The 19,813-nt window shown below is 60.8% G+C and carries 15 protein-coding genes; 2 read left to right on the forward strand and 13 right to left on the reverse strand.

The window, feature by feature from the left end; all coding sequences use genetic code 11:
• Positions 1 to 11: 11 nt before the first annotated feature.
• The 7 genes from D906_RS13550 to D906_RS13580 all read right to left on the reverse strand — a co-directional run bounded on the left by D906_RS13550 (position 12) and on the right by D906_RS13580 (position 6,890).
• Positions 12 to 347, reverse strand: a complete 336-nt coding sequence (locus tag D906_RS13550) for a GlpM family protein (RefSeq protein WP_025754578.1) — start codon at positions 345 to 347, stop codon at positions 12 to 14.
• Between the two features lie 25 nt (positions 348 to 372).
• Positions 373 to 1,701: a sigma-54 dependent transcriptional regulator gene (locus tag D906_RS13555; RefSeq protein ID WP_019096547.1), complete on the reverse strand. Its 1,329-nt coding sequence runs from the start codon at positions 1,699 to 1,701 to the stop codon at positions 373 to 375.
• Complete coding sequence (locus D906_RS13560) at positions 1,698 to 3,602, reverse strand: ATP-binding protein (RefSeq protein WP_025754577.1); 1,905 nt, start codon at positions 3,600 to 3,602, stop codon at positions 1,698 to 1,700. Before D906_RS13560 ends, D906_RS13555 begins: the two co-directional genes overlap by 4 nt.
• Positions 3,603 to 3,675: 73 nt before the next feature.
• The gene (locus D906_RS13565; RefSeq protein WP_003258023.1) at positions 3,676 to 4,410 is read right to left on the reverse strand and encodes an amino acid ABC transporter ATP-binding protein; all 735 of its coding nucleotides are present in this window, start codon (positions 4,408 to 4,410) and stop codon (positions 3,676 to 3,678) included.
• Positions 4,407 to 5,078 carry an amino acid ABC transporter permease gene (locus D906_RS13570; protein ID WP_019096549.1) on the reverse strand — a complete coding sequence of 224 codons (672 nt, stop codon included), beginning with the start codon at positions 5,076 to 5,078 and terminating at the stop codon, positions 4,407 to 4,409. Before D906_RS13570 ends, D906_RS13565 begins: the two co-directional genes overlap by 4 nt.
• The gene (locus D906_RS13575) at positions 5,079 to 5,825 is read right to left on the reverse strand and encodes an amino acid ABC transporter permease (RefSeq protein WP_019096550.1); all 747 of its coding nucleotides are present in this window, start codon (positions 5,823 to 5,825) and stop codon (positions 5,079 to 5,081) included.
• Positions 5,826 to 5,972: 147 nt separating this feature from the next.
• Positions 5,973 to 6,890 carry a glutamate/aspartate ABC transporter substrate-binding protein gene (locus D906_RS13580; RefSeq protein ID WP_016713730.1) on the reverse strand — a complete coding sequence of 306 codons (918 nt, stop codon included), beginning with the start codon at positions 6,888 to 6,890 and terminating at the stop codon, positions 5,973 to 5,975.
• A gap of 328 nt (positions 6,891 to 7,218) precedes the next feature.
• Here D906_RS13580 and D906_RS13585 point away from each other — a divergent pair, with 328 nt between their 5' ends.
• The gene (locus D906_RS13585) at positions 7,219 to 11,619 is read left to right on the forward strand and encodes an NEL-type E3 ubiquitin ligase domain-containing protein (protein WP_033694652.1); all 4,401 of its coding nucleotides are present in this window, start codon (positions 7,219 to 7,221) and stop codon (positions 11,617 to 11,619) included.
• 60 nt (positions 11,620 to 11,679) lie between these two features.
• Here D906_RS13585 and glpD read toward each other — a convergent pair whose 3' ends face one another.
• The 4 genes from glpD to D906_RS13605 all read right to left on the reverse strand — a co-directional run bounded on the left by glpD (position 11,680) and on the right by D906_RS13605 (position 16,653).
• Positions 11,680 to 13,218 (reverse strand): glycerol-3-phosphate dehydrogenase, encoded by a 1,539-nt coding sequence (glpD, locus tag D906_RS13590; protein WP_019096552.1) that lies wholly within the window; start codon positions 13,216 to 13,218, stop codon positions 11,680 to 11,682.
• A gap of 174 nt (positions 13,219 to 13,392) precedes the next feature.
• Complete coding sequence (gene glpR, locus D906_RS13595) at positions 13,393 to 14,148, reverse strand: DNA-binding transcriptional repressor GlpR (protein ID WP_016713733.1); 756 nt, start codon at positions 14,146 to 14,148, stop codon at positions 13,393 to 13,395.
• Positions 14,149 to 14,250: 102 nt separating this feature from the next.
• On the reverse strand, positions 14,251 to 15,750 hold the full coding sequence (glpK, locus tag D906_RS13600; RefSeq protein ID WP_016713734.1) for a glycerol kinase GlpK: 1,500 nt from the start codon (positions 15,748 to 15,750) through the stop codon (positions 14,251 to 14,253).
• Between the two features lie 51 nt (positions 15,751 to 15,801).
• Positions 15,802 to 16,653, reverse strand: coding sequence for an MIP/aquaporin family protein (locus D906_RS13605; protein ID WP_019096553.1), 852 nt, complete (start codon positions 16,651 to 16,653; stop codon positions 15,802 to 15,804).
• A gap of 303 nt (positions 16,654 to 16,956) precedes the next feature.
• On the opposite strand from D906_RS13605, the gene ybaK reads away from it, so the two are divergent.
• A complete protein-coding gene (gene ybaK / locus D906_RS13610) occupies positions 16,957 to 17,427 on the forward strand; it encodes a Cys-tRNA(Pro) deacylase (RefSeq protein WP_016488787.1) in 471 nt (156 codons plus the stop codon).
• Between the two features lie 37 nt (positions 17,428 to 17,464).
• On the opposite strand, the gene D906_RS13615 is transcribed toward ybaK, so the two are convergent.
• Both D906_RS13615 and argF read right to left on the reverse strand, forming a co-directional pair.
• Positions 17,465 to 18,574: an ABC transporter ATP-binding protein gene (locus D906_RS13615; RefSeq protein ID WP_025754573.1), complete on the reverse strand. Its 1,110-nt coding sequence runs from the start codon at positions 18,572 to 18,574 to the stop codon at positions 17,465 to 17,467.
• On the reverse strand, positions 18,571 to 19,491 hold the full coding sequence (gene argF, locus D906_RS13620) for an ornithine carbamoyltransferase (protein ID WP_027615417.1): 921 nt from the start codon (positions 19,489 to 19,491) through the stop codon (positions 18,571 to 18,573). The genes D906_RS13615 and argF overlap by 4 nt, the downstream gene beginning before the upstream one ends.
• Between the last annotated feature and the right edge of the window lie 322 nt (positions 19,492 to 19,813).

Consider the following 19,813-nt stretch of genomic DNA (forward strand, 5'->3'; position numbering starts at 1 on the left):
GCCGATATCAATCAGTGCATCCGCACCCACAAGGTCACCAGCACGGTCGCGGCCATCAGCCAGGCCACCGTGGCCAGTGCCAGCGATGCCTCCAGGCGCAGGCGGTCAACCAATACATACAGGGTCGCCAGGTACACGAAATACGGAATGATCGACCACATGCCGAACAGGATGGTGGTCTTCAGGTCGGCAATGCTGCGCCCCTTGCCAACAATGTAATGGGCAATCAGGGCAAAAGTGGGGAACAGCGGCACCAGCCCGGCGATGTAATAGTTACGCGTCTTTGACAGCACCGCCAGCAGCAGTACCACACCAGCGCCCAAGGCCGCTTTGAATACCAGATCCACGTTGTTATTCCAGTTTGGGTTGAGGTCAGCCGAGGCCGTATTTCTTCACTTTGTCGAACAACGTGGTCTTGGCCATGCCCAGCTCCTGGCTGGCTTGGCTCAGGTTGCCCCCGGTGCGTTGCAGGGCGTCGCTGAGCAGGTTGCGTTCAAACGCTTCCACCGCCTCGGCAAAGCCCAAACCTTGGCTGGCGCCACCGCTGGGGCCTTTCTTGAACGCCGGCAGGCCAAGCGCATAGCGTTCGGCCACGTTGCGCAACTCGCGCACATTGCCCGGCCAATCGTGGGCCATCAGGCGCGACAAGGTCTGACTGTCCAGCGTCGGGGTTTCCCGGTCGAAGCGCAAGGCCGACTGCTGGAGGAAGTGTTCGAACAGTTGCAGGATGTCTTCGCGGCGCTCGCGCAGTGGCGGCAGTTCCAGGGTGACCACGTTCAGCCGGTAATACAGGTCGCTGCGGAACTGGCCGCTCTGGCCCATGCTGTCGAGGTCGGCCTTGGTCGCGGCAATTACCCGGCAATCCACCGGGATGCTCTGGTTAGAGCCCAATCGTTCCAGGGTACGTTCCTGCAGCACGCGCAGCAGCTTGATCTGCAGGTTGATCGGCATGCTCTCGACTTCATCGAGGAACAGCGTGCCGCCGTTGGCGTGCTCGATCTTGCCGATGCGGCGTTTGCCGGCGCCGGTGAAGGCGTTGGCCTCATGGCCAAAAATCTCGCTTTCGAACAGGTTTTCCGGCAGGCCGCCACAGTTCAGCGCCACGAACGGTTGGCTCTGGCGGCGGCTGAAGTCGTGCAGGCAGCGTGCGACCAGCTCTTTCCCGGTACCGGTTTCGCCTTCGATCAGCACGTTGGCTGAGGTATCGGCGACGTTGGCGATCAGTTCGCGCAAGTGCTCCATGGCGGGGGAACGGCCAATGATGCGGCCCTCAAGGCTGCTCTGTCCGGCCAGTTGGCGCCGTAGGGCCACCACTTCTCGCGACAGCCCGCGTTGCTCCAGTGCGCGGCGCACCACATCGACCAGGCGCTCGGGGGAGAACGGTTTTTCCATGAAGTCGTAGGCGCCGTTACGCATGGCGCCGACGGCCATGTCGATATCGCCATGGCCGGTGATCAGCACCACCGGCAGGCTGCGATCACGGGCCTTCAGGCGGTTGAGCAGTTCCAGGCCGTCAATGCCCGGTAGGCGGATGTCACTGACGACAATGCCGGCGAAATCGTCGCCGATGCGTTCCAGCGCCTGTTCGGCGCTGCCCACGCCTTCGCAGGCGATATCTTCCAGCGCCAGCGCCTGCTGGCAGCCGAGCAGCACATGCGGGTCGTCTTCGACGATCAGTACGGTAAGAGGCGCTTGGTTCATGGGTGCTCTGCCGATTCGCTAGGGGGAGAAACCAGGGGCAAGGCCAGGACGAAGGCCGTGCCGCCAGTGGCGGGGTGCTCGACGTTGAGGCTGCCCTTGGCGGCGGCGGCAAGGCTCGCCGACAAGGTCAGGCCCAGGCCCAGGCCATGTTCGCCCGGTTTGGTGGTGAAGAAAGGTTCGAACAGGTGCTTGCGCGCCTCGGCATCGATGCCGTGGCCATTGTCGCGCACCTGCAAGCGGTACTTGTCGCCCTGCAGTTCGCCTTCCAGCCATAGCTCGGGCAGCGGTTGCGCGGCCATGGCATCAAGCGCGTTGCCGATCAGGTTGACCAGAATCTGTTCGAGGCGCGTCTGGTCGATAGCCAGCTGCTGGTCGTCGAACTGGTGGTGCAACTGCAAATGGCAGGCGCTGATGCGGTTGGCCAATACTTGCAAGGTCGCCTCCACCGCCTTGGCCAGCGAGGCCTGGCCGCTGTCATCGCCGCGCCGGGCGAAGGAGCGCAGGCTGGCGGTGATGCGGCCCATGCGGTCAATCAGGTCGTTCATGGTGCGCAGGTTGGTGCTGGCGGTTTCCAGTGCCCCACGTTCGAGGAAACGCACCGTGTTGCCAGACAAGGTGCGCAACGCGGCCAGCGGCTGGTTCAGCTCATGGGCGATACTGGTGGACATTTGCCCGATGGCCGCCAGCTTACCGGCCTGCACCAACTCATCCTGGGCGTGGCGCAAGGTTTGCTCGGCATGCCGGCGCTCGCGAATTTGCCCCTTCAGGCGTTCGTTGCTGGCACGCAGGTCGGCGGTGCGCTCGGCAATCCGCCGCTCCAGCTGGCTATTCGCTTCCTCAAGGGCTTCACGGGCTGCCAGGCGGGTGGCGATGACCTTGCGTCGCTCGTTCCAGGCGATGCCGAGGATCGCCAGCAAGGCGAACGCCACGCCCACCAGGATGCCCTGCACCATGGACTCGCGGCGCAGGTCCTGCAGCGGGGTCAGCAGGGTGAAATGCCAGGGTGTATCCACCAGGCGACGGGTCTGCGCCAGGTAGGCAACCTCGTGGGGTTTGCCTTTTGCGGTTTCGCTGTTGGCCGGGAAGGTCAGTTTTTCCACGCCATCGGCCAGGGTTTCCCGGGCCAGTGGCTGCAACTCGTTCAGCGGCCACCAGTAGTATTGCAGGCTGCGCGCCAGGCGCTCCTTGATTTGCGGGGTCAGCGGGCGCACCGATTTCAGGCGTCGGGCCGGGTCGCTGGAAAGGATGATGATGCCGTTCTCGTCACTGACGAACGCCTCCAGACGGGCACGTTGCCAGCGCTCCTCGAGCGTGTCCAGGCGCACCTTGATCACGGCCACGCCGATGATCTTGCCGTGCTCCTCCAGGCCATGAGCCAGGTAGTAGCCAGCCTCGCCGGTGGTGCTGCCGATGCCATAGAAACGCCCAGGCTCACCGCGCACGGCTGTCTGGAAGTAGGCGCGGAACGACAGGTCTTCACCCAGGAACGAGTCGGCGTCGCGCCAGTTGCTGGTGGCCTGTACCCGGCCATTGGTATCGAGAACGAAGATGGCCCGGCTGCGGCTGCGCCGGTTCAGGCCCTCAAGGTATTCGTTTACCGTTTGCCGTGAGCCGCCGTCCGGGTCGGTGAGCAGGTGCGAGACGCTGTCTTCCAGCTCCAGCAGGCTCGGCAGATAGGTGTACTTGCTGATTTCGCTTTCGACCGTGCGCGCGTGCAGCTCCAGCTGGCGCTCACCGTTTTCGCTGAGGGTGCGAATGCCGTTGCTTTCGCTGATCAGGTAGCCAGCCATTCCCAGGCCGACCATCAGCAGGATGATCAGGGGCGGCAACAGCAATTGGCGGAGCAGGCGGGAATTCACGGCAGGCTTGGCAGGGAGAAGAAGCGAAGGGTCGCATTTCATCACAGTGGCCTTGTCACGACCAGCGCCAACTGCCCGAAAGGGCAGCGGCGCCGACCGGTTCTGTGAAGCAAAATCAGTGTTGCAGGATCTTGCTGAGGAAGTGCTGGGTACGCTCGTGGCGGGCCGACGGGTTGCCGAAGAAGTCTTCCTTCTGGCAGTCCTCGATGATGTTGCCCTTGTCCATGAAGATGACGCGGTTGGCCACTTTGCGGGCGAAGCCCATTTCGTGGGTCACGCACATCATGGTCATGCCTTCGTGGGCCAGCTCCACCATGACGTCCAGTACTTCATTGACCATTTCCGGGTCCAGCGCCGAGGTCGGTTCGTCGAACAGCATGACGATCGGGTCCATCGACAGGGCGCGGGCGATGGCCACACGCTGCTGCTGGCCACCGGAAAGCTGGCCGGGGTGTTTCTTGGCGTGGGCACCGAGGCCGACGCGGTCGAGCAGGGCCAGGCCCTTCTTGGTCGCTTCCGCTTCGCTGCGACCGAGCACCTTGCGCTGGGCAATGGTCAGGTTCTCGGTGATGGACAGGTGCGGGAACAGCTCGAAGTGCTGGAACACCATGCCAACCCGGGAGCGCAGCTTGGGCAGGTTGGTCTTCGGGTCGGCAATCGAGGTGCCATCGACCACGATGTCACCTTTCTGGAAGGGTTCCAGGGCGTTTACGCACTTGATCAGGGTGGACTTGCCCGAACCCGACGGGCCACACACCACCACTACTTCACCCTTCTTGACCTCGGTGCTGCAGTCGGTCAGTACCTGGAAGTCCCCGTACCACTTGTTGACGTTCTTGATGGAAATCATACGGTGATCCTTTTTTGCAGGCGCTTGACCAGCCACGAAGCGGAGAAGCTGATGAGGAAGTACACGACACCGGCGAAGATCAGGAACTCATGGGAGCGCCCTATGATGTCGCCGTTGGAACGTGCCGAGTTGAGGAAGTCCACCAGGCCCACGGTGTACACCAGCGAGGTGTCCTGGAACAGAATGATGCTCTGCTGCAGCAGCAGCGGGGTCATCTTGCGGAAGGCCTGGGGCAGGATGATCAGGCGCATGGTCTGGCCGTAGGTCATGCCCAGGGCCTGGGCTGCGCCCATCTGGCCCTTGGAAATCGACTGCACGCCGGCGCGGACGATTTCGCAGAAGTACGCGGCCTCGAACATCATGAACGCCACCACGCACGAGGTGAAGGCACCCACCGGGGTGTCCTCGCCGGTGATCCAGCGCAGCACGAACGGCACCGCCAGATAGAACCAGGTGATCACCAGCAGCAGCGGGATGGAACGGAAGTAGTTGACGTAGGCGCCGGCCACGTTCGACAGCAGCTTGTTCGACGACAGGCGCATCAGCGCCAGCAGGGTGCCCAGCACGATGCCGCCGACCACGCCCATGACCATCAGTTGCAGGGTCATGACCATGCCTTCCCACAGGGCAGGCAGGGCCGGGATGATTTCGCTGAAATCCATGTCCATTTATTTGCCCCCTACGGAAATCAGGCCTGGCACCGAGACTTTCTTCTCGACCATGCGCATCAGCAGCATGAGGCCCATGTTCAGGGTGAAGTAGATCAGCGTGGCCAGGGTAAAGGCCTCGAACAGGTTGGCCGAGAACTCGGCGGTTTGCTTGGTTTGTGCCAGCAGCTCCATCAGGCCGATCAGTGACGCCACCGAGGAGTTCTTGAACACGTTCAAGAATTCTGACGTGAGCGGCGGAATGATGATCCGGTAGGCTTGCGGCAGCAGCACGTTGGTGTAGATCTGCGGCAGGCTGAAGCCCATGGCACGGGCAGCGGCTTCCTGGCCGCGGGGCAGCGCCTGGATACCGGTACGTACCTGTTCACACACGCGGGCGGCGGTGAACAGGCCCAGGCAGATCACCACGCTGATCAGTGCCGAGGTCGTCGGGTTGAGGTCTTGCTTGAACCATTCCTGCAGGCCTTCGGGCAGCAGGTCCGGTACCAGGAAGTACCAGATGAACAGCTGCACCAGCAGCGGCACGTTGCGGAACAGCTCCACATAGGCGGTCGCGATACCGGATACCACGCGGTTCGGCACGGTACGCATCACACCGAGCACCGAGCCCAGCAGCAAGGCGATGATCCAGGCGGAAATGGCGATGGCGATGGTCCAGCCCAGACCGGTGACGTACCAGTCCAGATAAGTCTCGCTGCCCACGCCGGTGGACTTGAAGAACACGCCCCAGTCCCAGTTGTAATTCATCGGGATTTCCCCTCAGACGGTTGTTTCACGGGCACCTTCGAGCATCCGGGGGCGCTGGGCGCCCTCGGATGAAAGGGTAGACACTAATGTTGCGGCCTGTGGGTTCAATCGTGCGCGGAAGCGCATCAGGCCACTAAACGCTGAGGATCAGGACTTCTTCTCGTCCGCTGCCTTGTCGGTCGGCTCGGCGATCAGTTTCTTCAGCTCTTCGCTCATCGGGAACTGCAGATTCAGGCCCTTTGGCGGGATCGGCTGCTGGAACCACTTGTCGTAGCTCTTGTTGACTTCGCCCGACTTGAAGTAACCGACGATGGCGTCATCGACCGCTTTCTTGAAGGCTGCGTCATCCTTGCGCACCATGCAGCCGTAGATTTCGTACGACTGCGGGGTACCGGTGATGACCCAGTCCGACGGTTTGCGGGCCTTGGCCATTTCGCCGGCGAGCAGGGCGTCGTCCATCATGAAAGCCACGGCGCGGCCGCTTTCGAGCATGTTGAAGGCTTCACCGTGGTCCTTGGCGGAAATCACGTTCATCTTCATCTGCTTGTCGGCGTTCATCGCCTTGAGGATGCGTTCGGACGTGGTGCCCGCGGTGGTTACCACGTTCTTGCCGGCCAGGTCCGGGAAGTCTTTGTATGCCGGCTGACCGTCCTTGACCTTGGTCAGCAGGCGGGTACCGACTTCGAAGATGCCGACCGAGAAGCCGACTTGCTGCTGGCGCTCGACGTTGTTGGTGGTGGAACCGCACTCCAGGTCGACGGTGCCGTTCTGCACCAGCGGGATGCGGGTCTGGGAGGTGACCAGGTTGTAACGGACCTTGATGTCCGTACCCAGTTGCTTCTTCAGGGCGTCGACGACAGCCAACTGGATGTCATGCGAGTAGCCCACGGGCTCGGGCTTGCCGGCCAGGTAGGAAAACGGGATGGAGGAGTCGCGGTGGCCCAGGGTGATGGTGCCCGATTCCTTGATCTTCTTCAGGGTGCCGGTCAGTTCTTCGGCCATGGCCGGCGAAGCGATCACAGCGGCCGCGATGGCGGCGCCCAGCAATTGACGAACGATGCGCATCAAATTTTCCTCGACGTGTTTGTTTTTTTTATGGAGCCGTTGGCGGACTCTTTCGTTCAACGAATACCGCAAGAAGCGAGAGCATTCGGCTACCAAGTGTAGAGCATGAGTCGTGCCAAGCTCTGACATCGATCATAACGCCCCGGAAAAAGGCGCAATCGAGTTTTTTCTTACCGATTGTGAGGCGTTTTTCGATCGGCTTTCCGAATGAGTGATCGGTAGTGTGTTCGGTTATCCGAACGGGTGATTTTTTATGGGGCTTGAGAACTAATTACCACTTTGTCGGCTGTCGCTGAGGGACTCTCGCTTTCTTTTTCGAGGCGAGCCAATGAGCGCAGCAAATAGCAAATTGTTTCCACCCGCGTCCGTAGACGCCTTGATCGTCCGGCAGCTGCCGGATTGGGTCAAGACTACAGCCAGCGAGTCCCTCCAGCAGTTTCACCAGGCCTTGAAGCAGGAGCAGAAAGCAGCCGAGCAACTCCGGCAAGTGTTCGCCGGCATTCCGGGGCTTGATGAATTTGCACAACCCTTGCTTGAGGCGCAATTGCGCAAGGAGTTCAACATCAGGGTGGATACCCGCACGGCTTTGCTGTGTACGGTGGTGAAGAGGGAATTCCCAAGCATTTTTCCTCTTCCGCCCATTGTGGCTACGGTTCGCACATCGTCCATTCCGTTGTTATCGGCGGCACTGCACAATTTTGCCTTGGAGGAGCTGGAAGCTCGGCCGAGGGTGCGTCGAAAGCTCGAGCGCGCGTCGGGTACGCCTTTGCAGGTTTCATTTGTTCAGTTCGCCAAGCTTTGTCGGGCGCTGGATATCGGTGCGCGCTACCAGGCGCTGTTGCATCAACATTTGTTCCCTGTTGACGCTAAAGGGGAGGTTGCAGGTCAGCGTCGAAAGCATGTCGAAGCGTTGTTTGAAGAATCGATGCGCGCCGCAATGGAGGCAGCGGTGCGTTATGCAGCCATCAAGGGGCACATCGATGAAAGCAGCTATCTGCGGATGTTGAGGGTTTTCACCCCCAAGCCAATCGTGCCGGCAGATACATCAGTGCTCAAGCATCGGCAACTGTATGTGCTGGGCAAGGCCGCGCAAGGGGTGGTGGCCATTGAAGCCTGGGATGAGAAGCGCTTCACGTTACTCGAAATTGTCGTCTGGATACCCGGTGACCCTGTCCAGGCGGTAAGGCGATTTGCATCATGGGCGTCTTTGTACAAGGCGCTCGGGCTGAACTTACGAAGCCCGGGCTACCGCCAGTTCTTCAGCAGGTTTATCGCGGAGCAGGAACGCGTTGCGTTCATGATGACCCTCGACCGCTTGCAGGCGGCCACCAAAGCAGGCCGGGCGTTGGAGCTTGATGGCCGTCACGTCCAGATCAGCGAGCCCCTGTTTATCTACCTGCGTGCCCGGTGCATCCAGAAAATCATCGATGACGCACAAGCGTTGGCCGTACCGACCGGGGTCGAGGACGCAGCGGCTCGCACAGAACGTTTAAGCAGCTACGAAAATGTCGGGCTGACCTTGTTAGGGCTGGCAGGGCTGTTCGTACCCGTGTTGGGGGAGGTGATGCTTGGAATCACAGCGTTGCAGATTGCTGACGAGGTCTATGAAGGTTATGAAGATTGGCAGATAGGTGATCGTGAAGCGGCGCTGGGGCACCTGTTTTCAGTGGCAGAAACATTGGCAGTAGGTGCAGTTGTGGGCGGCGTTTCCGCTGCCGGGAGCAAGGTGCTTGAACGTATAGCCTTTGTCGATGATCTGACACCCATTGTGGCCAGTGGTCGGGTCAAGCTGTGCTCCAACGATCTGTCGTCTTACAAAACGGTGCATCAGGGCCAATCTTTCGTGGGGAAAATTCACCCGGATGAATCTGGCTGGCATTTGCATAAGCAGGAAGGCACGTACCCGCTGGCCCGTTCAGATGACGGAACGCAATTGTTGATACGTCACCCCTCTCGTGAAAACCGTTATCGCCCTAGGCTTGAGCCCACGGAGGGAGGAACCTGGCGGCACGGGCTAGAGCGTCCAGAGACCTGGGCAGAAGACCTGCTGCTGCTGCGACGGCTGGCTGATGAGTACGCCGGTGTCACTCAGCAACAGGCTACCGCGGTGCTCGATAGCACAGGGTTCGATGAAGCGCGATTGAGGCAACTGAACCTGGAGAATGCACCTGTGCCCGCACGCTTGGCGGATGCCATGGAGCGCTATCGACTTCACGAATTACATCCCGACATGACACCGAGCAACGTTGAGCTGATGGTTGCCAAGGGCCAGGAAGCCGACGACGCACCAGAAACGCTGCTACGGCGGGATTTTCCGGGGCTCACGGCGCGGGGGGCGCAGGAGATATGCAGCCAGGTCAGCAGCCAGGTACTTGAGCAACTCGAGAGTTCGGGCAAAGTACCTTTGGTTATGGCAGAGCGAGTCCGCTGGTTTTTGCGCGACAGCCGCCTGGACCGCGCCTGTGCCGGTCTGCGCCAGTGGCAGGCTGTCTGCGAGGATACGGAGAAGCTGGCGCTCGGCCTGGTGCATGAATTGGCGCCTTGGCCGGCGTCTCATCGTGTAGAGCTGCGCTCAGGATCCATTCAAGGCCCGCTCGTTGGCCGGGCGGGTGCCGAATCTGCGCAGAAGGTGATCTACCTTGTTCGGGACGAAGGTGCTTACACCGTTCATATGCCGGATGCCCCTCAACCCGATACCCCCACCGACCTCACGCTTATGCGCGCATTGTTACTCAGCATGAGCGACGATCAGAAGCTTCGTGTGGGCGGTTCAGCATCAAGTGAGTCGCAATTGAGCGACACATTGGCGACCCATGCGCGAGAGCATCGGGCATTGGCGTCACGGTTGATTGGGCAGGTTGAAATGGTGAGCGGCGTGAGGCCGCCGATCCGCTTCGGTGATGGGCGCATAGGCTACCCACTTAGCGGTCGTGGAGAGAGCTCAGGGCAAGCAGCGAGGCGTGGAATCAGGCAGATATTTCCAACACTTGATGACAATGAGGTACAGCAGTACCTGCTTGATTGCATTGCAGCGGGTAGAGACCCATGGTCGGATTATGAGTTGTTGCATCGCCAATGGTTGGAATTGCGGCGGGCATTACAGTTTTGGCGCGCCGAAGCCTCGGTCAGGGATTACTTGCGTCGGACCCGGGTGATGAACGCGGTGCGCCGTTGCTGGCGGCGCAAGATCGGACGCACAGCGAATGGCACGTACACGTTGGAAATCCGCGGCGAGCGGGTGACAGACTTGCCTGAACTACCGGGTGAGGTCAGCTTTGATCACGTGACCCGGTTGGTGCTGCGGGACATGAATCTGGCTACTGTCGACAGCGATTTTCTGAGGCGTTTCCCAAATCTTGAATACCTGGACCTGCGAGAAAACCGTCTTCCATCCATTCCTGCTGGCGTCTCTGCGCTGCCCCGGTTACGCGAATTGCGGCTGGACCATAATCAGATCGTAATGACAGTGGGGGACGCTTCCAGGCTGAACTTGCTAGTCAATCTGGAGCGACTCGAGCTCAATCATAATCCGCTGGGGCAGGCACCACAGGTAAGGGCTTTGCCCCATTTGCAGCAGCTAGGACTTCGTTCTACAGGGCTAACTACATTCCCGGCCGACATTCAACAATTGCCGTGGCGGGGTAGGGCGGACTTCCGAAATAACCAGCTCCGCCGAATCAACGAAGACCTTGAAGGCCTGCGGGTACGCTTGCAGCAAGTAGCCGTTCACGATAACCCGCTGGACGAAGCGAGCGAACGCCTGTTGCAGCCACAGCCTGAACCTTCGAACAGTGCAGACCACGTTAGCCAGCCTGGCCCGAGCTATCGCCAACATGTACTCGCTCAGGCAGAACTTTCCAGCTGGCTTGCCGGCTCGACCGGTGTGCAGCGACTCACACGTGAAACGTCATGGGACAACTTGCGTGCCGAGCCCGGCTCGGCCGACTTTTTTCGTTTCCTGACCGACTTTTCCCATTCTCCGGATTACCTGAAATATCCGGCATTTTATCGTGCACGTGTATGGGCGATCATCGAGGCATGTGAGCAGAACACGGAACTGCGCGAGTTGCTCTTCGAGCAGGCAGGTGGCATTGCAACGTGTGAGGATCGTCTGCTGTGGGTGTTCAGCCAGATGGAAGTCAGGGCCTTGATCCACTCCCAGACCGCAGGTTCAGCAGAAATGATGAGCGAGCGCTCATTGTTGAGATTGGGCCGTTCGATATACAGGCTGCAGGAAGTCGACCGGGTAGCAGCGCGAAAACTGCAACGGCTAAGGGACCTGTTCAAGGGGCAGCCGGCCCGTCTCGATAGAATCGACGATGTTGAAACCTACCTTGCTTACCGGATCCGGTTGGCATCGCCACTGCAATTGGTGGGTCAACCCGTGCGCATGCATTATGAAGCCGAGTCCTTGGTGACGGCGGCAGACATCAACGCGGCCCGGCTCGAGATACTGGAAGGCGAGACTCAAGCACGCCTGGTCGACTCACTCGTGGTCCAGGACTATTGGCAAGAATACTTACGTGCCACTTACAGCCGTCGTTTCAAAGAGCTGGTCGATGCAAAACAGTCCGACTTGGCGCTTGCTGACGAGCGGCTTGCGCGCGAAGAAATGACTGAGGGGGACTATTTGGTTGTCTGTAAGGAGCTCAAGTCGAATCTGGAAGACGCAGAGCGTGAGCTGATCAGGCGTTTAACCGAAGAGGCTTTCGAGCGCTGGCCACTCTGAACTGCCCCGGCCACGATCGCCCCACTGCTCAGGCGCTGGCGTGTGCAGTGGGGCATTGTCTCATGCGGCCCGTTCGTTTTCGTTACCAGGCGCAGCCTGCTTCAGGAACTCCTGCAACGCTAGTTGCTCGGCGCTGGAGGTGAACAGCCCCAGCTTGGTTCGCCGCCACAGAATGTCGTCGGCAGTCACTGCCCATTCCTCGGCACGCAGGTAATCGACTTCACAGGCGAACAGACCGCCGCCCAATGATTGCCCCAGGCCTTCAGGCCCCGAGAGGCCTTCCAACAAGCGCCAGACACGACTGCCGTACGTGGTAGCCCAGCGTTGCGCGATAGCCACTGACAGCCAAGGGTGGCGTGTTAACACTTCTTCTACTAGCGATTGCACCGATGTCATGTGCTCACCGCCTGGCAAGGGAGCAGTTGCGGTCCAACTGCCGCGCATCTGCGCGAAGAAGGGTTTGAGTTCGCCCATGGCCGACTCTGCCAATTTGCGGTAGGTGGTGAGCTTGCCGCCAAAGACCGACAGCAAGGGTGCCTGCCCTTCGCCGGCAGACAACGCCAGGGTGTAGTCGCGGGTCACGGCCGAAGGGTTGTCCGATTCGTCATTGCACAGCGGGCGAACACCCGAGTAGGTGTGCAGGATGTCGGTACGGCTGAGCTGATGATTGAAGTGCTGGTTGACTACCTTGAGCAGGTAGTCGGTTTCGCCTTCGGTGATTTTCACCTGCGCCGGGTCGCCGCTGTATTCGCGGTCGGTGGTGCCGATCAGGGTGAAACGCTCCAGGTACGGGATGCAGAAGACGATGCGCTGGTCTTCGTTCTGCAGGATGTAAGCATGTTCGCCTTCGTACAGGCGCGGTACGATGAGGTGGCTGCCCTGGATCAGGCGGATACCGTAGGGGGCGTCAAGCTTGAGGTCGTCCTTGATGAAGCTGGCGACCCATGGGCCGGCGGCGTTCACCAGGGCGCGGGCGCGAATGGTCTGCAGGTGGCCGTCGGCATGCTGCAGCTCGACCTGCCACACGCCATCGACACGCTCGGCACGCAGGCAGCGGGTGCGGGTGACGATATCCGCACCGTTTTCTTTAGCCGCCATGGCATTGAGCACCACCAGGCGTGCGTCGTCCACCGCGCAGTCCGCGTATTCGAACCCACGGGTGATTGCCGGCTTGAGCGGGTACCCCGGGCCGAAGCGCAGGCTGCGCGAGGCACCCAGACGCTTGCGCTTGCCCAGGTGGTCATACAGGAACAGGCCTGCACGAATCATCCACGCCGGGCGCAGGTGCGGACGGTGTGGCAACACAAAACGCATCGGTTTGACGATGTGCGGTGCCTTGGCCAGCAGCACTTCGCGTTCAGCCAGCGCTTCACGCACCAGGCGAAACTCGTAGTGCTCCAGGTAGCGCAGGCCGCCGTGGATCAATTTGCTGCTGGCTGACGAGGTGTGTTGGGCCAGGTCGTCCTTCTCGCAAAGAAATACCTTCAGGCCACGCCCAGCGGCGTCGGCAGCGATGCCCACGCCATTAATGCCGCCGCCGATCACGGCGAGGTCATAGCAGTCGGCGAGTGGGGGCTGGGACGAAACGGGCTGGGACACGGGCAAGGCCTCCTGAGGCTGTTCACATCGAATATGAACATTGATGTTCGTTTTCGAAAATACTAGCGCAAGAGAAAGCCGGTCGCCAGTCAGTCTTTATAGAAAAAACTGATCAGATGACAATAAAGTGAACATTTACGAAAATGGCGGGCCGCTTGGCAGCCCGCAGGCGGCTCAAACCACCTCGAGGCGGATCTTGTACTGGTTGAGCAACTGGGTGAGGGTGGTCGTTGGCGCCTGGTCGGTTACCAGGCAATCGACCAGGCTGATCGAACCCAGACGCACCATGGCGTTGCGCCCGAACTTGCTGGAGTCGGCGGCAAGGATCACTTGCCTGGCATTGGCGATGATGGCCTGGGATACCCGCACTTCCTGATAGTCGAAGTCGAGCAGGCTGCCGTCTTCATCGATGCCGCTGATGCCGACCAGGGCGAAGTCGACCTTGAACTGGTTGATGAAGTCGACACTGGCCTGGCCGACCACCCCGCCATCGCGGCGTACCGTGCCACCGGCCACCAGCACTTCGAAGTCATCCTTGGCGGCGAGGATTGCAGCCACATGCAGGTTGTTGGTAATGACCTTCAGGTGGTTGTGATTGAGCAGTGCCCGGGCGATGGATTCGGTGGTGGTGCCAATGTTGATGAACACCGAAGCATGGTCGGGAATCTGCCGGGCTACGGCTTCGGCGATGCGTTGCTTTTCGTCGCGCATCTGGTCGGCACGCATGGCGTAAGCGGTGTTTTCCACGCTCGAGTCGTAGGCCGCGCCACCGTGGTAGCGACGTAGCAAATTGAGTTCGGCCAGCTGGTTGATATCACGGCGGATGGTTTGCGGTGTCACGACGAACAGCTGCGCCATTTCTTCGATACTGACGTAACCGCGCTCACGCACCAGTTCGAGGATTTGTTGTTGGCGGGGGGGCAGATTCATGGGGCGGTCCTTTGGGGCTGCCGGACAAATTCTGCAATGATGCCGTAGGACGCGGATGACGGCCAGTAGACGATTGGGGCCGCGTGGCGGCCCCGATAGGCATTACGCCTCGTGATCTTCCCAGTCACGGGTGCGCTCGACCGCCTTTTTCCAGCCGGCATACAGCTTCTCTTTCTGCGCTTCATCCAGTTGTGGGCTGAATTCGCGCTCGATGATGGCTTTATCGCGCAGCTCGTCCAGGCCACTCCAGAAGCCACAGGCCAGGCCAGCCAGATAGGCGGCGCCCAGCGCTGTGGTTTCGCGCATCTTCGGCCGCTCTACGCAGGTGCCGAGTATGTCGGCCTGGAACTGCATGAGGAAGTTGTTGGCCACCGCACCGCCGTCCACGCGCAGCTCGGACAGGCGCTGGCCGCAATCTTGTTGCATGGCGTCGAGTACATCGCGGGTCTGGTAAGCGATCGACTCCAGTGCGGCGCGGATAATGTGGTCCACCTTCACGCCACGGGTCAGGCCGAACAGCGCGCCACGGGCATACGGGTCCCAGTACGGGGCACCCAGGCCGGTGAAGGCGGGCACCAGATAGACGCCGTTGCTGTCCTTGACCTTGCTGGCGAAGTACTCGGTATCCAAAGCATCGTTGACGATTTTCAGTTCGTCACGCAGCCATTGCACGGTGGAGCCACCGTTGAACACCGCACCCTCCAGCGCATAGGCCACCTCGCCACGCGGGCCGCAGGCGATGGTGGTGAGCAGGCCATGCGACGACGTTACCGCCTTGTCGCCGGTGTTCATCAGCAGGAAGCAGCCGGTGCCGTAGGTGTTCTTGGCCTGGCCTGGCTCCACGCACATCTGGCCAAAGAGTGCCGACTGCTGGTCGCCGGCGATACCGGCGATGGCGATGCCACTCTTGGTGTGGCCGTACACTTCCGAGGACGGGCGCACCTCTGGCAGCATCTGGCGCGGGATGCCGAGGATCTCCAGCAGCTTGTCATCCCACTGCAGGCTGTGGATGTTGAACATCAGTGTGCGCGAGGCATTGGTGTAGTCGGTGACGTGTACCTTGCCGCCGGAGAACTTCCAGATCAGCCAGGTATCGATGGTGCCGAACAGCAGCTCGCCACGCTCGGCGCGTTCGCGGGCGCCCTCGACGTTGTCGAGGATCCACTTCAGCTTGGTGCCAGAGAAGTAGGGGTCGGTGACCAGGCCGGTTGTTTCGCGAATGTAGGCTTCATGCCCGTCACGCTTGAGCTGGGCACAAATTTCGGTACTGCGGCGGCACTGCCAGACGATGGCATTGTACACCGGGCGACCGGTTTCCTTGTCCCATACCACGGTGGTTTCGCGCTGGTTGGTAATGCCCAGTGCGGCGACCTGAGCGTGGCTGATACCGGCCTGGGCCAAGGCTTCGACCATGGTCGCGCTTTGCGTGGCGAAGATCTCCATCGGGTCGTGCTCGACCCAGCCCGCCTGCGGGTAGTGCTGGGCGAACTCGCGCTGGGAGGTACCCACCACATTGGCGTCGCGGTCGAAAATGATCGCCCGCGAACTGGTGGTGCCCTGGTCCAGGGCGATGATGTAGTTCTTATCCTGGGTGTCTGTCATGGTCGTAGGCCTTGCAAAAATAGGGGGTCAGGGCTGGGCGTGATGCCGGCATCAACTGGCTTGAGTATCGCCCTGGCGGATGTCATTTGTCTCAGGGTTCGCGGCAGGTGCCGTTGGCAAGTTGCGGGCGATAAGGCCGCGATAGGTCGCGGCACCCACGCAGGCGCCAAGGATCGGTGCGAACACCGGAACCAGGAAATAAGGAATATCCCGCCCGCCAGTGAAGGCGATTTCGCCCCAGCCGGCCAGGAAAGTCATGAGTTTTGGCCCGAAGTCGCGGGCCGGGTTCATCGCGAAGCCGGTCAAGGGGCCCATGGCACTGCCGATCACGGCAATCAGCAGGCCGATCAGCAGCGGTGCCATGGCTCCGCGTGGCAGGCCGTTGTTGTCGTCGGTCAGGGCCATGATCACGGCCATCAGGATGGCGGTGATCACCACTTCCACCAGAAATGCCTGGCCGGTGGACAGCGACGGGTGTGGGTAGGTGGAGAATACCGAGGCCAGCTCCAGGCTGGCTTCGCTACCGCGCAACATGGTGTGGGCCTGTTCGAAATCGAAGAACAGGTTGCTGTACAGGGTATACACCAGCGCTGCCCCACAGAACGCGCCGCACACCTGGGCCAGCATGTAGAAGGGCAGCTTGCGTTTGTCGAAACCGGCAAACAGGGTGAGGGCGATGCTCACGGCCGGGTTCAGGTGCGCGCCGGAAATGCCGGCGGTGAGGTAGATCGCCATGCTCACGCCGACGCCCCAGATGATACTGATTTCCCATAGGCCGAAGCTGGCGCCGGCGACCTTGAGGGCGGCAACGCAGCCGGTACCGAAAAAGATCAACAGGGCGGTGCCGAGGAACTCGGCCAGGCATTGGCTGGACAGCGTGGGTTGGCGTAGAGCAGTCGTCATGTATGACCTCGTTTTTTTTGTTGTGAGGCGCGTGGCGCTCGACAGCAAAGCCCGGTGTCTATCCCCATTGACCCCGGGCAGATGTAGGAAGTGCACCTTATAAGTGCACCATTTATTCAGAAACGAAAAAATATAGACAAGAAACGCTGATGTCAAAGGTCGAAAGTGAACGACCAGTCACGATATGGCCGCTAAAATCGGCCTCGGATCCCCGTGCTAGAGGTGCCCAATTGCGGTGCGCTGGCTGGGATGTGGGAATTGTCCTAAAGTAGCCGCCGAGCCGTCCAAGACCGGAGCCCCTGCATGACCCCCGCCCTAGACCTGTTGAAGAAGCACCGTGCCGAGCACCGCGTGCACAGTTACGAGCATGACCCCAAGTCGGCATCCTACGGCCTGGAGGCAGCAGAAAAGCTGGGGCTCGACCCGCAGCAGGTGTTCAAGACGTTGCTGGCGAGCAGCGAGAAGGGGGAGTTGCTGGTGGCGGTGGTGCCCGTGGTGGGTACTTTGGACCTGAAGGCCCTGGCCCATGCTGCCGGGGTGAAGAAGTGCGAAATGGCCGACCCTGCGGCGGCGCAACGTGCCACGGGTTATCTGGTCGGCGGGATCAGCCCGTTGGGGCAGAAGAAACGTCTGCGGACGTTCATTGATGATTCAGCGCAAAACTTTGCAACCATCCATGTCAGTGCTGGCCGGCGTGGGCTGGAAGTGGAGTTGGCCGCAGCGGTGCTGGCCGAGCATACCCAGGGCAAGTTTGCCGGGATCGGCAGAGGCTGAGTATCTGGGGCCGCAAAGCGGCCCCAAGGGTCTAAAGTCAGGTCGCCGAACTGTATCGACGCACGCCATTCTCCTGCCGAAGCAATTGCGCCGCCACACTGCCCGGCACCGGGAACAGCACCAGGTGATCGGCCTTCACCGCGATCCCCACATCCCCACCCACCTGATGGTCGGCATGGCTGGGGAAAATCGCCTCCAGCTGGCTGCCAGTCGGCAGTTGCAGGCGATACAAGGTCGATGCCCCCAGGAAACTTTTGCCCACGATAGCCGCCCTCAACGGGCTGTCCGGCGCATACACGATATCGTCCGGGCGCAGCAGCACATCCACCGAGCTGCCTGGCGCCATGATGTAGGCACGGTTGCCGCGCAGTTCACCCAGCTCGGTATTGACGGCCTCGTGGCTGCTCATCTGCCCCCGGATGAAGTACCCCTGGCCGATGAAGCTGGCCACGAACGGTGTTTGTGGCTCGTGGTAAAGGTTGTAGGGCGTGTCCCACTGCTCCAGGCGGCCTTCTTTGAACACGCCCACCTGATCGCTGACGGCAAACGCTTCTTCCTGGTCATGGGTCACCAGGATGGCGCTGGTGCCGCGGCTTTTGAGAATGTCGCGAACCTCGTGGCTCAGGCGCCGACGCAGCTCCACGTCAAGGTTGGAGAACGGTTCGTCGAGCAGCAGCAACTGCGGCTCTGGCGCCAGTGCACGGGCCAAAGCGACCCGTTGCTGCTGGCCACCAGACAGCTCATGCGGGTAACGCCCGCCCAGGCCGCCCAGCTTGACCAGTTCGAGCATCTCTTCGATGACGGCGGCCTGGCGCGGGTGCTTGGCGATGCCAAACGCAATGTTCTGCGCCACGGTCAGGTGCGGGAACAGCGCGTAGTCCTGGAACACCATGCCGATCCGGCGCTTTTCCGGGGCCAGGGTGAAGCCAGCGCGGGAGATGACTTCGCCGGCCAGCTGGATTTCACCGTCATGCACCGGCTCGAAGCCGGCAATGGCGCGCAGGGTGGTGGTTTTGCCACAACCGGATGAACCCAGCAGGCAACCGATGTCGCCTGCATTCAGGTGCAGGTTGAGGTTCTGGACGATGCGCTGGTCGCCATAGCCGCAGGCGAGGTTGCGCAGGTTGAGCAATAGGGGTTGACTCATGCGTGGTGGTAAGCCGGTTCTACAAGGAATTCGAGAAGCGCCTTCTGTGCATGCAGGCGGTTTTCAGCTTCGTCCCAGGCGACCGAACGAGGGTCGTCGAGCAGGTCCTGGCTGATTTCCTCGCCACGGTGGGCGGGCAGGCAGTGCATGAAGAGGACATCGGGTGCCGCCAGGTCGAGCAGTTCGCAGGTGACCTGGTAAGGCGCGAAGTGCGCCAGGCGCCGTGCAGTTTCCTCCTCCTGGCCCATGGAAGTCCAGACATCGGTGACCACAAGGTGTGCGCCACGTACGGCTTCCTTGGCGTCACGGATGATCTGCACGCGGTCACCGCCCAGTGCCATGAAGCGTTCATCCGGCTCGTAGCCTTCGGGGCAGGCGATGCGCAGCTGGAAATCGAACTGCCGGGCGGCCTCGATATAGGAGTTGCACATGTTGAAGCCGTCGCCGATCCAGGTCACGGTCTTGCCCTGGATCGAACCGCGGTGTTCCAGGAACGTTTGCATATCGGCCAGCAGCTGGCACGGGTGCGACTCGTCGGACAGGCCGTTGATAACCGGTACGCGCGATTTGGCGGCGAATTCGGTCAGGGTGCTGTGGGCGTGGGTACGGATCATCACCACGTCGACCATGCTCGACAGCACGATGGCGCTGTCGCCGATCGGCTCGCCACGGCCCAGCTGGGTATCGCGCGGCGACAGGAAGATGGCCTGGCCACCGAGCTGGATCATGCCGGCTTCGAACGACACCCGGGTGCGGGTCGAGGACTTCTCGAAGATCATGCCCAATACGCGGTTCTTCAGGGGCTCGAACAGCACGCCTCGCTTGCGCAGGTCCTTCAGCTCGATGCCGCGGCGGATCACCCCGAGCAATTCGTCGGTGGTGAAGTCCAGCAGGGAGAGAAAGTGCCTAGCGCTCATGATTGACTACCTTATCTGCAACGGTATGCAGGTCGACCGTATGGTTTTTTTTGACAACGGGAGTGACCTGCGGCGTAAGCCGCACGGGGCGGACGAAATAGGGAAAGGCGCAATACTATAAGTAAATGTCGCCTCAAGCCAAGGGGGGAAACAGCGGCCTATTCGAAAGGATGTTGCAAAGGGTGTCTTTACCCGCTGGCCGGTGCTGTTTTTTATTTACTACACAGGGTTGTACACGGCTTGCTGGCGATTTGGCAAATGGCTGTCGCGAATCGTGCGCCTGATGTCGGTGGATTCACACGGCGAAGGGCGCTGGCCCGGG

Source organism: Pseudomonas sp. LAIL14HWK12:I1 (assembly GCF_003202095.1).
Classification (GTDB): Bacteria; Pseudomonadota; Gammaproteobacteria; order Pseudomonadales; family Pseudomonadaceae; genus Aquipseudomonas; species Aquipseudomonas monteilii.

Excerpts from the sequence above, each read along its gene's own strand:
- D906_RS13555 (WP_019096547.1), bottom strand. The coding sequence starts at position 1,701 with ATGAACCAAGCGCCTCTTACCGTACTGATCGTCGAAGACGACCCGCAT.
- D906_RS13560 (WP_025754577.1), bottom strand. The coding sequence starts at position 3,602 with ATGAAATGCGACCCTTCGCTTCTTCTCCCTGCCAAGCCTGCCGTGAAT.
- D906_RS13565 (WP_003258023.1), bottom strand. The coding sequence starts at position 4,410 with ATGATTTCCATCAAGAACGTCAACAAGTGGTACGGGGACTTCCAGGTA.
- D906_RS13570 (WP_019096549.1), bottom strand. The coding sequence starts at position 5,078 with ATGGACATGGATTTCAGCGAAATCATCCCGGCCCTGCCTGCCCTGTGG.
- D906_RS13575 (WP_019096550.1), bottom strand. The coding sequence starts at position 5,825 with ATGAATTACAACTGGGACTGGGGCGTGTTCTTCAAGTCCACCGGCGTG.
- D906_RS13580 (WP_016713730.1), bottom strand. The coding sequence starts at position 6,890 with ATGCGCATCGTTCGTCAATTGCTGGGCGCCGCCATCGCGGCCGCTGTG.
- D906_RS13585 (WP_033694652.1), top strand. The coding sequence starts at position 7,219 with ATGAGCGCAGCAAATAGCAAATTGTTTCCACCCGCGTCCGTAGACGCC.
- glpR (WP_016713733.1), bottom strand. The coding sequence starts at position 14,148 with ATGAATCTGCCCCCCCGCCAACAACAAATCCTCGAACTGGTGCGTGAG.
- glpK (WP_016713734.1), bottom strand. The coding sequence starts at position 15,750 with ATGACAGACACCCAGGATAAGAACTACATCATCGCCCTGGACCAGGGC.
- D906_RS13605 (WP_019096553.1), bottom strand. The coding sequence starts at position 16,653 with ATGACGACTGCTCTACGCCAACCCACGCTGTCCAGCCAATGCCTGGCC.
- ybaK (WP_016488787.1), top strand. The coding sequence starts at position 16,957 with ATGACCCCCGCCCTAGACCTGTTGAAGAAGCACCGTGCCGAGCACCGC.
- D906_RS13615 (WP_025754573.1), bottom strand. The coding sequence starts at position 18,574 with ATGAGTCAACCCCTATTGCTCAACCTGCGCAACCTCGCCTGCGGCTAT.
- argF (WP_027615417.1), bottom strand. The coding sequence starts at position 19,491 with ATGAGCGCTAGGCACTTTCTCTCCCTGCTGGACTTCACCACCGACGAA.